Below are 14,715 nucleotides of genomic sequence, written 5' to 3'. Positions count from 1 at the left end.
GTCAAGAAGTGCATAACTTCGGCAAGGCATGCCACACAGACGGAGTCGTTCATGAGCGAGCTTGTGGGCCGTGAGGGCGAATTACGGGTCCTCAGGGAGGCGATGACGCATCCCCCCTCGGTGGCGTTGGTCGAGGGGGAACCGGGCATCGGCAAGACGCGGCTGGTCAGAGCGGCGGCGGAAGGCGGCGTGAGCGGCCGCACCCTGCTGCTGGGCCACTGCCACCAGTTGCGCGAGCCGTTTCCCTACGGACCGGTCTTCGAGGCCCTGCGCGAGGTACCCGGCCGCCTGGCCGGGCACAACCCGGTCACCGGCCCCCTGGCCGGACTCAACCCGGTCACCGGCGCGCTGCGCGGCCATCTCCCCGAGCTGGGCGAGCTGCTGCCGCCCGCGCCGCCGCCGCTGGCCGATCCCGCGGCCGAGCGGCACCGGCTCTTTCGCGCGGTGCGCGAGCTGCTGGCCGCCGCCGGGCCCGCGGTGCTGGTCATCGAGGACCTGCACTGGGCCGACGACGGCACCCGCGAACTGCTGCGCTTCCTCACCAGCCGGCCGCCGGAAGGCCTGGCGCTGGTGCTCACCTACCGCCGCCCGGTCACCGGCCTGCCGCTCGGCTCCGCCAGCGCCGTCATCTCCCTGACCCCGCTCGACGCCGCCCAGGTCGGACGGCTGGCCTCCGGGCTGCTCCAGCGCCGGGAGCTGCCGCCCGGCTTCGCCGACCGGCTGCACCGCCGTACCTCCGGGATCCCCTTCCTGGTGGAGGAGCTGCTGCGCTCGGTCGGCGCCGACCTTGAGCTGGGCCGGGTGCCGCTGCTGCTGCGCGAGGCGATGACCGAGCAGCTCGACCGGCTGCCGCCCGAGGTGCTGGCGACCGTGCGGGCCGCCGCGGTGTTACGGGTGCCGGTGCGCGAGGACGAGCTGGCCGCCGTCGCCGGCGGCGCCGCGGGCCTGCTGGAGGCGCTGCGTCTGGGCGTCCTGCACGAGCATCCCGGCGGCCGGTACGGCTTCCGCCACCCGCTGGCGCAGGAGGCCGCCTACGACACCATCCCCGGCCCCGGCCGCCGCCTCATCCACGCCCGCGCCGTCGCCGCCCTGGCCGAGGCCGACCCGCCGCCGCTGGTCCAGCTCACCTTCCACGCCCGCCGCGCCGGCGACCTGGCGGCCTGGCTGGAGTACGGCAAGGCCGCCGCGGCCCGTGCGGCGGCGGTGGGCGACCTGCCGGTGGCCGTCGAGGTGCTGGAGGAGCTGCTGGCCGACCCCGAACTGCCCGAGGCCGAGCGCCCGCCCCTGGTGCTGACGCTGGGCCGGCTGGCCATGGCAGGACCGGCCAACCCGCGGGCGATCCTGCTGCTGCGGCCCTTGCTGGCCGACGAGCGACTCTCCCGCGAGCTGCGCGGCGAGGCCCGGCTCTCCCTCGGCCTCATGCTGCACGGCCAGCTCGGCGACGTGCTCGCCGCCCGGCCGGCGATCATGGCGGCGGTCGCCGACCTGGAGGCCGAGCGCCCGGCCCTGGCCGCGCGCGGGCTGGCCTGCCTGGCGATGCCCGGCTGGGGCCCGGAACCGCTGGAGGTGCAGGAGCAGTGGATGCGCCGGGCCGAGCACCTGGCCGCGGCCGGCGACGACCCCGAACTGCAGGCCGCCGTGGCGGGCAACCGCGCCGCGCTGGCCATGTCGGTGGGCCGGCCCGAGGCCGGCGCGCTGGCCGCCCGGCTGCCGGCCGGCGACCCCTCGGCCGCGGTGCGCCGCCAGGTCGCCCGCACCCTCTGCAACCTCTACGACCTGGCCGTGACGCTCGGCCGGCTGTCGGAGGCCGAGGAGTACGGCAGGCGCGGCACCGCCCTCGCCGAGGAGACCGGCGCGCTGTTCCCCATCTACCTGGTCCAGGGCGTCTCGCTCCGGATCGACTGGATGATCGGCCGCTGGGAGGGCCTGGCCGCGCGGGCGGAGGCGATGGTCGAGACGACCCGCGACTCGCCCTTCGCCGGCGTCGAGGCCCGCCTGGTGCTGGGCCAGCTCGCCCTGGCCGCCGGGGAGTGGACCGAGGCCGAGTCGCACCTGCACGCCGCCGGGCGCGACTCGCCCGACTCGCTCTACCTGCCCTTCGTGCTGGCCTCCTGGGCCGGGCTGGTCGAGCTGCACCTGGCCCGCGAGCAGGTGGCCAGGGCGGTGGAGGAGGCCAGGCGGGCGGCGGCCAGGCTGCGCCGCAAGGGCGTGTGGGCCTGGGGCGACCAGGTCGTGCCCGCCGCCGTCACCGCGCTGGTGACGGCCGGGCTGCGGGCGGAGGCCGCCACGCTGATGGGTGACTTCGAGGCCGGACTGGCGGGCCTCGACGCACCCTCGGCGCGGGCCGGCCTGCACGTGACCCGGGGGCTGCTGACCGTGCCGGAGGAGGCCTACGAGCACTTCGCCCGGGCTCGGGAGACCTACGACGCCATCCCGCAGCCGTACGCGGCGGCTCGGGCCGGGGAGTCGGAGGCCGGGGCGCTGCTGGCGCTGGGCAAGAGCACCGCGGCGGCCACGGTCCTGGCCGAGGTGGCCGAGCGCTTCGCCGCGCTGGGGGCCACCCGCGACGCGGCCCGGTGCCGGCGGCTGCTGCGCGAGCACGGAGTGAGCGCGCCCGCGCTGCGACGGGGTGGAGTCCTGTCGCAACGCGAGCGCGAGGTGGCCCGGCTGGTCGCGCTGGGCCGTACCAACAAGGAGATAGCCGAGGTGCTCTTCCTGTCCCGCCGGACCGTCGAGACCCATGTGGCCACCCTCCTCAGGAAGCTGGGGGTGCGCTCCAGGACGGAGATCACACCCCCAGCCGACTAGCGGGATCAGACGGTGACGCTCCACCAGTCCAGGACACCCTGGTCACCGGCGTAGACGTCCTCGATGTACAGCACCCAGGTGCCGCCGGCCTGCTGGCTGACCGGCACCTGCCAGGTGCGGCTGCCGAAGGCCGTGCAGGAGGTGCCGCCCGCGGTCCTGATCTGGTACCACGTGCCGTTCGGGCCGCGCAGCCAGATGTCCAGGTCCTCGATGCAGGTGTGGTTGCTGGTCGCCGCGACCTTGACCGGCGAGGTCGCGGTGCCGGTCGCGGTGGAGGTGACCGACGACTGGATGTAGCTGTAGTCGTAGATCGTGTAGTTGGTGTCGTTGCGGAAGGTGCGGCCGGGGGTGGTCGACTGCACGGTCAGCGTGTAGACGGTCGTCTTGCTGCCGGTCGTGCCGGCTCCGGTGACCGTCACCTGGTAGGTGCCCGCGGGGGTCGCGGCCGTGGTGGTGATCGTCAGCGTGCTGGAGTTGCCGCTGGTGACGCTGGCCGGGTTGAAGGCGGCCGTGGCGCCGGAGGGCAGCCCGGAGGCGCTCAGGTTCACCGTCTGGGGGTTGCCCGCGGTGGTCTGGGTGGCGATCGTCGTGGTGATGGGCGAACCGGCCTGGACCGTCCCGGAGGCCGGGGCGGCCGAGATGGAGAAGTCCTGGGTCGGGTTGGAGGTGCCGACCGCGAGCTTCCAGATGGCGTAGGCCGCGGCGTCCGCCGCCCGGTTCAGGACGGTGTCGTTGATGTTGGTCGAGGTGTCGCACGCGGCGTGGTAGCAGGCGTCGTAGGCCGCTCCGGCCGTGCCGCCCCACTTGGCGGCCTGTGCGCTGGTCTTGGTGGCGCTGGCGCCCGCGGCCACGCCGGAGGTGGCGATGCCGGCGTTGCGGAAGGAGGCGTCGTCGGAGCGGTTGGCGCCCTCGACGTTCTCCTCCGGCTGCAGGCCCAGGCTGTCGTAGTAGGCCTTCAGGTGCTGCGCGGCGGTGGTGGTGATGTTGTTGATGAAGTAGCCGCCGTTGCGCGAGCCCACCATGTCGTAGTTGTGGTAGACCTGGATCTTCGCCCGGTCGGCGGAGCTGAGCGAGGCGATGTAGCCCTCGGAGCCGTTGAGCCCCTGCTCCTCGTCACTCCACCAGCCGAACCGCACGTGCTTGGTGAGGGTCGGGTTCTGGGAGGCCAGGGTCAGCGCGACCTCCAGCAGGGCCGAGGAGCCGGAGGCGTTGTCGTTGATGCCGGGGCCGGCCGAGACGCCGTCGAGGTGCGCGCCCGCCATGATCACCTGGTTGGTGTCACCGCCGGGCCAGTCCGCGATCAGGTTCGCGCCCGAGCCGGGGGTGCAGGTCGCGCCGCAGGCCACCCGGGTGGTGGTGTAGCCGGCCGCCTGGAGCTTCTGCTCGACGTAGCTGAGCGAGGCGGTGTAGCCGGGGCCGGTCGAGCGGCGGTTGCCGCCGTTGTTGGTGGCGATGGTCTGGAACTGCGCTAGATGCGCCTTGACGTTGGCCAGGCTGATGTCCGGCGGGTCGGAGGGGTTGCCCCCACCGCTGACGGTCAGGCTGAAGGTCGCCGTGTGGGTCACCGTGCCGGTGCCGGTGACGGTCACCTGGTAGGTGCCGCCCGGGGTGCTGGCGCTGGTGGCCAGGGTCAGCGTGCTGGAGTTGCCGCTGGTGACGCTGGCCGGGTTGAAGCTGGCGGTGACGCCCGCGGGCAGGCCGGAGGCGGTCAGGTTCACCGTCTGCGGGTTGCCCACGGTGGTCTGGGTGGCGACGGTGGTCGTCGCCGACTGGCCGGGCTGGACCGTCGCCGAGGTGGGGTTGGTGCTGATGGAGAAGTCCTGCGTCACGGTGGAGCACTGCGCCTCACCGCTCTGCGCCGGCACCGACACCGCGTTCCAGGCCGCCTTGACGGTGTTGCACTCGACGCTGCTGGCGCCGTAGAGCTCGACCACGGAGGCGAGGGAGGCGGTCCGGACGTTCACGTAGCGCCAGCTCGAGGTCTTCCGGTTGAGCGCACCCATGAAGATCTTGCCGGCCTTCTCGATGCCGATGCCGGTCACCGAGCTGGGGCCGCCGGAGCAGATCGGGCTGGTCGGCTTGCCGCCGCCGGGCGCGCTGCCCTCGGCCAGCAGGTAGAACCAGTGGTTCAGCGGGCCGGCCGCGGCGTGCACCTCGGTGCTGGGGATGCTGCTGGAGTAGCAGTTCGGGTCGCCCACCCGGCTCGGGTTGTACATGTACCGGATCGGGCCGTCGCCGACCAGGTTGACCTCCTCGCCGACCTCGTAGTCCGGCGGGTCGTTGGGGTTGTTGGCGTAGTGCTCGGTCAGGGCGCCGAAGATGTCGCCGGTGGCCTCGTTGAGCCCGCCGTTCTCGTTGCCGCTGCCCGCGCCGCCCGGCGTGGTCTGGAAGATGGCGTGGCCGTACTCGTGGGCGACCACGTCGATCGGGGTGACCTGACGCTGGTTGTCCTGCGAGTGGCCGTAGTTGGTGTAGCTGCCGTTCCAGAAGGCGTTGACGTCGTTGAGGCCGACGCGCGCCGGGAAGCCGCCGCCGTTGCCGTTGATGCCGTTGCGCCCGAGCCAGGCGCTGAGCATCTTCCACTCCTGCTGCACCGCGTACATCGCGTCGACGCAGGCGGTCTCCAGGTTGGTGCCCTGGCCGTTGCCCCAGGAGTCGTCCGGGCCGGTGTAGGCCGAGCCGTTCTGGCCGCCGCACTGGATGCCGGGGCGGCTGGTGTCGACCATCCGGTAGGTGCCGCTGGACTGGCTGGTGTCGATGGTGACGTTGCCGTTGTAGTAGCCCTGGCCGGTGCCGTAGCGCACCTCGTCGTAGGAGTCGGCCACCGCGCCGGTGGCGGCGTCCACGAAGACGTGCAGCTTGCTGGGCTTGCCGGACTTGGTGCCGGTCAGCACGCTCTCCCAGGCCAGCTTGGGAGAGTCGCCCCAGGCCAGCACGACCAGCCGGGGGGCCTCGGCGCTGTCCACCTTGTCGAGCTGGCGGTGCGCGGTGCGCTCGGCGCGGCGGGCGTTCACCTTCGGGGTGATCGACAGCGTGTCGGGGACCGGCGCGGCCGCGGCCTGCGTGTCGCGCACGTCGCCCTGCTCGTCGGTGACGACGACCGCGTCGCCGCCGACCACGGGCAGGCCCTTGAAGGTCTTCTCGTAGGACACGAAGTGCATGCCGCCGACGCCGGGCGTCACCGACTTGCGCCAGAAGGTCTCGTCGCCGCTCTTGCGTAACCGGTCGAAGCCGCCGGCGACGGCCCGGTCGGCCGCCGCGGCCGCCCTGGCCTCGGGATCGGCCGAGGTCAGGCTGGGGGGCGGGTCTTTCGGTGGGGTGGCGTACGCGGCCGGGGCAGCGACCAGGGCGGCCGTGGTGGCCAATCCGGCGACAGCCGCGAGGAGTGATCTGCTTCTCACTCGCCAGCTCCTTTCAGGGGATGCGCCCGCGCCCGCCCCGGTGGGGGCAGGCGCGGATGCGGTGGGGGTGAGGTGAGCTGTGCTCACCAGGCGGCTTGACGCTAAATCCGGACCGACCGGCCGACCATCCGTAGGGGGATCGGTATGTCGTACGGAATTGCCGTGCCTGGTGGTGTGTACGTACACCTCACCCCCGCCTGACCAGCGACTGGAGTCGGAGGTGGGAAGCCGGGCCGCGAGGGGGCGGTCAGCGGGCCAGGAAGGCGAGGATGCGCCGGTTGGCCTCCTCCGGGTTCTCGGAGAGCAGGAAGTGTCCGGCGCCCGGGATCATCGCGCCGTCCGACCCCGGCGGCAGCGCGGCGACGATGTCGGCGAGCGTCGCCTCGTCGACCACGGGATCCTCGGTCCCGTGGAGGTAGAGGGTGGGCTGGGTGGGCAGCTTGCCCAGCACCTGGGCCATCTCCCAGCCGGGGGTGCCGAACGTGGCGGCGGGGAAGTTCTGCCGGTAGAGCTCCAGGCCGAGGTGCAGCCTTTCCGGCGTGTCGAGTCCCTCCTTCATCGCCTTGCGGTCCTCCGTGGAGTCGTAGCCGGGGACGTTGCCCGTCCAGTGGTCCCAGAGCCAGTCGAGGTAGGCGAGGTCGTTGGCCGCCACGAGGTGGTCGGCGACGGCCATCTGGAAGAAGTAGAAGTGGACGTACTTCTCGATCCGGTCGGGGTCGGCGGCGTTGCGGTCGTAGAACTCCAGCGGCGGGACGTCGTTGACGACGACCTTGGACCAGCGCTCGGGTGCGGCCGCGGCGGCGCCCCAGGTGGTGAAGCCGCCCCAGTCATGGCCGATCAGCACCGCGTCGGAACCGCCGCCGAGGGCCTCGTGCAGTCCGTTGACGTCGGCGATCAGGTCGGGAAGGCGCACGCTCCCGTCCGGCGGCACCTGGGAGGGGGCGAACCCGCGCATGGTGGGGACCACGGCGTGGTAGCCCGCCTCGGCCAGCGCCGGCATGAGGTACCGGTACAGCCTGGGCGTGTCGAACCCGTGCAGCATCAGGGCGAGCGGCCCCTCTCCCGCTTCGACGTAGGCGAGGTCCAGGCCGTTGACGGTGATCCGCTTGTGTTCCATCTCAAGACTCCTTGTTGTGCACATCTCTAAAACGAACGTTCTAACTAGTCGGAAGCTAGCACGCTCACGACGCGGTCCGCAAACCAGAACGAACGCTCTATCCAGTAAGCTCTGCCGTATGGCGAACACACCACAGCCCGGCACCCGGGAGCGCATCGTCAGCGCGGCCTCTCTGCTGATGCAGCGGCAGGGCTATGAGGGCACCGGCATCAAGCAGGTCGCCCAGGAGGCCAAGGCGACGCTCGGCTCGGTCTACCACTTCTTCCCCGGCGGCAAGCAGGCGCTGGGCGTGGCCGCGGTCAAGCACGCCGACCAGGAGTTCGCCGCCATGCTGTCGGCGTCGCTGTCCGGCGAGGCCGACCCGGCGAAGGCCGTCGCCGTCTGCGCCCGCGCGCTCGCCGACCACCTGCGCGACTCCGGATGGATGGACGGGTGCCCGATCAGCGCGACCGCCCTGGAGACCACCGGACGGGCCCCCGAGATCGAACAGGCCGTCGCTGCGGCCTTTCAGCACTGGCGTGACCTGGTGGCCGGCACGCTTCGCGAGGCCGGATTCGCGGAGGGCGTCGCGCACGACCTGGCCATCACCGTCATCAACACCCTTGAGGGCGCCGAGCTGACCGCGCAGGTGTTCAGGAGCGAGACGCCGCTCCTGGTCGCGGGCGAGCACCTGGCCCGGCTCATCGACTCCTACCGGAGCTGAAAGCCCCAGGGCCGCCCCAGATTCACAGGGCGGCCCTGCGGACCTCGATCAGGAACGCCTCCACCGCCGCGCGGTCCGGCTCGGCGGGCAGGTGGCCGGCGGCCCGGCTCAGGCCGGTGGTCAGCTCGGCCCGCCAGGCGTCCACCTCGGCCCAGGTCAGCTCCCCGCGCCGGATCGCCAGCAGCCGCTCCCGGTCTTCACCCACCCGCACCAGCGGCTCGCCGTACTCCACCAGGTGCCGCCCGGACAGCAGCAGCCGGATCATGTGCATGGCCTGCTTCCACTTCGGCGCGGCCGGGTCGAGCCGCCGGAACTGGTCCTGGGCGTACCCCAGGAAGGACTGCCGCGCCCGCCCCGACAGGAATGCCGTCCGCAACCCCAGCAACCGCTCCCCCACCGGCGTGACGTGCTCCACGATCGGCGACCACAGGCACTCCAGCAGGGTCGGGTTGGCCTGCAGCGCCAGCACGCAGAACCGCTCGACCTCCCACGAGAACTGCTCCTCCAGCGGCCCGTCGAGGTGCGTGGGCGGTTTGTCCAGCCGCCAGAACGCGGCTGTGGGCGCCACGAACACCCCGCGCCGGTCGATGTCGGACCCCTCGGTCTGCAGGCCGTACGCCCGCGAACCGGTCACCACCGACAGCACCAGATCCGTCCCTGGATGCCGCTCCCGCCACTCACGCTCCACCGGAACGACCCTAACCCCCTGGGGCGGTCAGGGCTCCCTCAGGGCACATAGGGGGGTATACCTGACTGCCGCACCTGCCGGCATACGGCAGGATCGGGTGCCATGAAGGTTACGGGGATGGCGGGCGGCCTGGCACTCGCCGCGCTGCTACTGACCGGTTGCGGACTGCAGAGCATCGCGCAGCCGGCCCACCAGGCGACGAACAAGTACGAGGTCACCGAGAAGGTGGCGAGGCTCGCCCTGGTCAGCGACTCGGGCGAGGTCGTGATCAGCGAGACGAGCGGCTCGTCGGTGAAGGTCGTCGAGACCCTCCGCTGGTCGTCCGAGCGCCCGACCACCGACCACAAGGTGGACGGCGATGCGCTGAGCATGAGCTACAACTGCCCGGCGGTGATGGACAACTGCTCGGTCGACTACAAGGTCGAGATCCCCAAGGGCCTCAAGGTGGAAGTGCAGGCCGACTCCGGCGACGTCAAGCTGCTCGACCTCAGCGGCCCGGTCGACGCCAAGCTCGACTCCGGCGATCTCACCGCCACCGGGCTCAGCGGCCCGTTCCAGGCCAGGGTGGACTCCGGTGACCTCACCGCCACCGGCCTCACCGGCAAGGAGCTCAACGGCGAGGTCGACTCGGGGGACATCTCCCTGGAGTACGCCGGCGCCCCGGACAAGGTCACCCTCGTGGCCGGCTCGGGCAACGCCAAGCTCACCCTCCCCGCCGGGCCGTACTCGGTGGAGGCGGCCGCCGACTCGGGGGACGTCAACGTGTCCGTGGTGGACGACCCCAAGGCCCCGCGCAAGATCATCGCCCGCGCCGACTCCGGCGACGTCACCGTCGCTTCCCGCTAGCCGGCGCGGTCACGAACCCCTGCCCGGGCAGGGGCCGAGGCGTCAGCCGCCGAGGCAGTTGGCCCCGAGCAACTGCTTGAGGTCTCCCATGAGCGCCGGTGAAGGCGTGACCCGGTAGCGGTCCTCGACCCGCAGGACCGTGGTCCGGGGCCCGTTGTGCACCTGGAGGTGCACCTCGGAGGTGCCCGGGTGGGTGGTGAGGATCTCCTTGAGCCGCCCCACCACCGGCGGGATGCACTTCTGCAGCGTCATGCTCACCAGCAGCGGCCCGCCCGACTCGACGGTGAGGTCCGGCGCGGTCACCTCCATGGCGATGATCTTCGCCACGTCCTCCCGCTTGTCGATCCGCCCCTTGACGAAGACGATCGCGTCCTCGGCCAGGATGGTCGAGCAGAGCTGGTAGGCCGACGGGAAGATCATCACCTCGATGGCGCCTTCGAGGTCCTCCAGCTGGGTGAGCACCCAGGTGTCGCCCTTCTTGGTGACCTTGCGCTGCACGCCCGACAGGATGCCGCCGACGGTGACGACCTGCCCGTCGGCGCGCGACTCGTCCTGGAGGGCGGCGATGGAGCAGTCGGCCCCGGCGCTGAGGATGTGCTCCACGCCGAGCAGCGGGTGGTCGGAGACGTAGAGCCCGAGCATCTCCCGCTCGAACTGCAGCAGCGTGGACTTCTCCCACTCCCCCAGCGGGATCTGCACGTCGAAGGTCTGGTCCTCGCCGCCCTCGACGGCGCCGAAGAGGGAGTCCTGGCCGATGGCCTCGTTCTTCTTGATGTCGATGATCGCGTCGACGGCCTGCTCGTGCACCATGACCAGGCCCTTGCGGACGTGTCCGAGGGAGTCGAAGGCGCCCGCCTTGATCAGCGACTCGATGACCCGCTTGTTGCAGACGATCGCCGGGACCTTGCGCAGGAAGTCCTTGAAGTCGGCGAAGCGGCCCTTCTCCTTGCGCGCGCCGATGATGCCGTCGACGACGTTGCCGCCGACGTTGCGGATGGCCGACAGGCCGAAGCGGATGTCGGTGCCGCGCGGGGTGAAGTCGAAGTCGGAGTCGTTGACGTCCGGCGGGAGCACCTTGATGCCCATGCGGCGGCACTCGTTGAGGTAGAGGGCCGACTTGTCCTTGTCGTCCTTGACCGAGGTGAGCAGGGCCGCCATGTACTCGGCCGGGTAGTTGGCCTTGAGGTAGGCGGTCCAGTAGGAGACCAGGCCGTACCCGGCGGTGTGCGCCTTGTTGAAGGCGTAGTCGGAGAAGGGCAGCAGGATGTCCCACAGGGCCTTGATGGCCGCGGCCGAGAAGCCGTTGTCCTGCATGCCCTTCTCGAAGAACTCGAACTGCTTGTCCAGCTCGGACTTCTTCTTCTTGCCCATCGCGCGGCGCAGCAGGTCGGCGCCGCCGAGCGAGTACCCGGCCACCTTCTGCGCGATGGCCATGACCTGCTCCTGGTAGACGATCAGGCCGTGCGTCGTGCTGAGGATCTCGCTGAGCGGCTCCTCCAGCTCGGGGTGGATCGGGGTGATCTCCTGCTGGCCGTTCTTGCGCAGCGCGTAGTTGGTGTGCGAGTTGGCGCCCATCGGGCCCGGCCGGTAGAGCGCGAGCGCCGCGGAGATGTCCTCGAAGTTGTCCGGCTTCATCAGCCGCAGCAGCGTGCGCATGCCGCCGCCGTCGAGCTGGAAGATGCCCAGGGTGTCGCCGCGGGCCAGCAGCTCGTAGGCCTTGAGGTTGTCCAGCGGCAGCGCCAGCAGGTCGATCGTCTCGCCCCGGCCGGACTCGATCATCTTGATGCAGTCGTCGATGATCGTCAGGTTGCGCAGGCCCAGGAAGTCCATCTTCAGCAGGCCGAGCGACTCACAGGTCGGGTAGTCGAACTGCGTGATGATCGCGCCGTCGGCGTCGCGGCGCATGATCGGGATGTAGTCGGTCAGCGGCTCCGACGACATGATGACGCCGGCGGCGTGCACGCCGGTCTGCCGGATCAGGCCCTCCAGGCCGCGCCCGAGGTCGATCGTCGCCTTGACGTCGACGTCCTCCTCGTACAGCTTGCGCAGCTCGCCGGCCTCGTTGAAGCGCGGGTGGTCCTTGTCGAAGATGCCCGCGAGCGGGATGTCCTTGCCCATCACCGCGGGCGGGAAGGCCTTGGAGATGCGGTCGCCCAGGGCGTAGGGGTAGCCGAGGACGCGGCCGGCGTCCTTGACGGCGGCCTTGGCCTTGATGGTGCCGAAGGTGGCGATCATGGCGACCTTGTCGGCGCCCCACTTCTCCGTCACGTACCTGATCACGTCGGCGCGCCGGCGCTCGTCGAAGTCGATGTCGACGTCGGGCATGGAGACACGTTCGGGGTTGAGGAAGCGCTCGAAGATCAGGCCGTGCGGGATCGGGTCGAGGTCGGTGATGCCCAGCGCGTAGGCGACCAGCGAGCCGGCCGCGGAGCCTCGGCCCGGGCCCACCCGGATGCCGTTGTTCTTGGCCCACATGATGAAGTCGGCGACCACGAGGAAGTAGCTCGGGAAGCCCATCTGGATGATGACACCGAGCTCGTTCTCCGCCCAGGCGCGGTGCTCCTCGTCGATGCCCTCGGGGAAGCGCCGCTTCAGACCCTCCCAGGTCTGCTGGCGGAAGTACTCCTCCTGGGTCATGCCCTCGGGCACCGGGTAGGTCGGCATCAGGTTCTTGAACTCGAAGAACCCGGTCGGGTCGACCTTCTCGGCCACCAGCAGGGTGTTGCGGCAGCCCTCGGCCCAGATGTCGGAGCTGTCCACCGCGCGCATCTCGTCGGCGGTCTTGATGTAGTAGCCGGAGCCGTCGAAGCGGAAGCGGTCGGGGTCGGAGAGCTGCTTGCCGGTCTGGATGCACAGGAGCGCGTCGTGGGAGGCGGAGTCGGACTCGTAGGTGTAGTGCGAGTCGTTGGTGACCACCGGCGGGATGCCCAGCTCGCGGGAGATGCGGACCAGGCCGTCGCGGACGCGGCGCTCGATCTCGAGCCCGTGGTCCATGATCTCCAGGAAGTAGTTGTCCTTGCCGAAGATCTCCTGGTACTTCGCCGCCGCCTTCACGGCCTCGTCGTACTGCCCGAGCCGCAGCCGGGTCTGCACCTCGCCGGAGGGGCAGCCGGTGGTCGCCATCAGGCCGTCGGCGTGCTCGGCGAGGATCTCGGCGTCCATCCGCGCCCACTTGCGCACGAAGCCCTCGGTGTAGGCGCGCGAGGAGAGCTTCATCAGGTTGTGCAGGCCCGCCTTGTTGCGCGCCCAGATCGTCATGTGGGTGTAGTAGCCGCCCGCGGAGACGTCGTCGCTCTTCTGGTGCGGCTCGCCCCACAGCACCGGCTTCTTGTTCTGCCGCAGCTCGGGCGCGACGTAGGCCTCGATGCCGATGATCGGCTTGATGCCCGCCGCGGTCGCCTGCTTGTAGAAGTCGTTGGCGCCGTGCATGTTGCCGTGGTCGGTGATCGCGATGGCGGGCATGTTCAGGTCGCCGACCTGTTTGAACATCTGCTTGAGGCGCGCCGCCCCGTCCAGCATCGAATACTCGGTGTGCACGTGCAGGTGGACAAACGAGTCGCCGGACGACATGGAGCGGAGACCTCCTCGGATCGAGCTGGGATGCGCAGGCTCGACTCTAGCCGTCCCGGCCGACAGTCCGGAGCAGCCGCGCGTTTCCCTGACGACCTGTACGGCGGGCCCGCGCTCCCCCGGCTGATGTGTCAGCCTCGAGCCCCTCGCCGGGCGGCTCCGCCGTACCGGAGAACGACGCTCGGCGCGCCACCCGACCCGTCACCACCTGCGCGGATATCGTCTGCGTGATGAGCCAGTCACGCACCGACGAGGGCTACACGCACGCCCTGGGCAACCGTCAGGTCCAGATGATCGCCATCGGCGGCGCGATCGGCGTCGGCCTGTTCCTCGGCTCCGGCGGCCGCATGGCCGCGGCCGGGCCGGCCCTGGTGCTGTCCTACTTCGCGGCCGGCGTGGCCGCCTTCTTCGTCATGCGGGCCCTGGGCGAGCTGGTCCTCTACCGGCCGACCAGCGGCTCGTTCGTGGAGTACGCCGGGGAGTTCATCGGCCCGTGGGCGGCCTTCGCCAGCGGCTGGATGTACTGGCTCAACTGGGCCTTCACCGGCATCGCCGAGCTGACCGCGATCGCCACCTACGTCAAGTACTGGGCGCCGGGCTTCCCCGAGTACGTCACCGCCGGGCTCGCGCTGGCCGTGGTGCTGGTGGTCAACCTGCTGTCGGTCAAGCTCTTCGGCGAGCTGGAGTTCTGGTTCGCGCTGCTGAAGGTGCTGGCGATCTGCGCCTTCCTCATCGTCGGCCTCTTCCTGGTGATCTTCGCGGTGGACGGGGCGAGCCCGGCCAACCTCACCGCGCACGGCGGCTTCTTCCCCAACGGCTTCCCGGTCGTGCTGCTCAGCCTGCAGGCGGTCGTCTTCGCCTACGCCTCGATCGAGCTGGTCGGCATCACCGCCGGGGAGACCGCCGAGCCGCGCAAGGTGATGCCGCGGGCGATCAACGGCGTCGTGTGGCGGATCGCGGTCTTCTACGTCGGCTCGGTCCTGCTGCTCGGCATGGTGCTGCCCTGGACCTCCTACGAGGCGGGCACCTCGCCGTTCGTCACCGTCTTCGGCAGCATCGGGCTGCCGTGGGCGGCCGACGCCATGAACCTCATCGTGATCACCGCCGCGCTGTCCTCGTGCAACTCCGGCCTGTACTCCACCGGCCGCATCCTGCGCTCGATGGGCTTCAAGGGCGAGGCGCCGTCCTTCACCCGGCGGCTCAGCTCGCGGCACGTGCCGTTCGGCGGCATCCTGCTCACCGCCTCGGTCTTCCTGCTCGGCGTGGCCCTCTACTACTACGTCCCGGAACGCGCCTTCAACATCGCGACCGCGATCGCCTCCCTCGGCGTGATCACGACCTGGGCGACGCTGCTCTACTGCCAGGTACGGCTGCGCCGCTCCGGGCACCGCTCGGAGTTCGCCATGCCCGGCTCGCCGTACACCAACTGGGCGACGATGGCCTTCCTGCTGCTGGTCGTCCTGCTGATGGCGGTCGCCGACGAGGACCAGCGCATCGCGTTCTTCGCCATCCCGCTGGTGGCCGCGGCGATCTGGATCGGCTGGCGGGTCGTCAAGGCCCGGCGCGACGCCGCTGGGTGAGC

8 protein-coding genes are annotated in these 14,715 nt (G+C 70.9%); 4 read left to right on the top strand and 4 right to left on the bottom strand.

Going from position 1 to position 14,715, the window contains the following annotated elements; all coding sequences use genetic code 11:
* Positions 1-51: 51 nt before the first annotated feature.
* On the top strand, positions 52-2,808 hold the full coding sequence (locus tag AB0I67_RS18090; RefSeq protein ID WP_357924435.1) for an AAA family ATPase: 2,757 nt from the start codon (positions 52-54) through the stop codon (positions 2,806-2,808).
* A gap of 5 nt (positions 2,809-2,813) precedes the next feature.
* On the opposite strand, the gene AB0I67_RS18085 is transcribed toward AB0I67_RS18090, so the two are convergent.
* Together AB0I67_RS18085 and AB0I67_RS18080 are read right to left on the bottom strand one after the other, a co-directional pair.
* Positions 2,814-6,209, bottom strand: coding sequence for a M28 family peptidase (locus AB0I67_RS18085; RefSeq protein ID WP_357924431.1), 3,396 nt, complete (start codon positions 6,207-6,209; stop codon positions 2,814-2,816).
* A 247-nt stretch (positions 6,210-6,456) separates the two neighbouring features.
* On the bottom strand, positions 6,457-7,326 hold the full coding sequence (locus AB0I67_RS18080) for an alpha/beta hydrolase (protein ID WP_357924429.1): 870 nt from the start codon (positions 7,324-7,326) through the stop codon (positions 6,457-6,459).
* A 118-nt stretch (positions 7,327-7,444) separates the two neighbouring features.
* Between AB0I67_RS18080 and AB0I67_RS18075 the strand changes: the two genes are divergently transcribed.
* The gene (locus AB0I67_RS18075; RefSeq protein ID WP_357924426.1) at positions 7,445-8,029 is read left to right on the top strand and encodes a TetR/AcrR family transcriptional regulator; all 585 of its coding nucleotides are present in this window, start codon (positions 7,445-7,447) and stop codon (positions 8,027-8,029) included.
* 22 nt (positions 8,030-8,051) lie between these two features.
* On the opposite strand, the gene AB0I67_RS18070 is transcribed toward AB0I67_RS18075, so the two are convergent.
* On the bottom strand, positions 8,052-8,717 hold the full coding sequence (locus AB0I67_RS18070; protein ID WP_357924424.1) for a nucleotidyltransferase domain-containing protein: 666 nt from the start codon (positions 8,715-8,717) through the stop codon (positions 8,052-8,054).
* A gap of 102 nt (positions 8,718-8,819) precedes the next feature.
* Here AB0I67_RS18070 and AB0I67_RS18065 point away from each other — a divergent pair, with 102 nt between their 5' ends.
* Positions 8,820-9,563, top strand: coding sequence for a DUF4097 family beta strand repeat-containing protein (locus AB0I67_RS18065; RefSeq protein WP_357924421.1), 744 nt, complete (start codon positions 8,820-8,822; stop codon positions 9,561-9,563).
* Between the two features lie 42 nt (positions 9,564-9,605).
* Here the strand turns inward: AB0I67_RS18065 and dnaE are convergent, their stop codons facing one another.
* A complete protein-coding gene (gene dnaE, locus AB0I67_RS18060) occupies positions 9,606-13,133 on the bottom strand; it encodes a DNA polymerase III subunit alpha (protein WP_357924419.1) in 3,528 nt (1,175 codons plus the stop codon).
* 230 nt (positions 13,134-13,363) lie between these two features.
* On the opposite strand from dnaE, the gene AB0I67_RS18055 reads away from it, so the two are divergent.
* Positions 13,364-14,713, top strand: coding sequence for an amino acid permease (locus tag AB0I67_RS18055; RefSeq protein ID WP_357924416.1), 1,350 nt, complete (start codon positions 13,364-13,366; stop codon positions 14,711-14,713).
* Positions 14,714-14,715: the final 2 nt, after the last annotated feature.

This window comes from Nonomuraea sp. NPDC050310 (assembly GCF_040655795.1).
Taxonomy (GTDB): Bacteria; Actinomycetota; Actinomycetes; order Streptosporangiales; family Streptosporangiaceae; genus Nonomuraea.
This window is presented reverse-complemented; position numbering and strand designations above follow the sequence as displayed.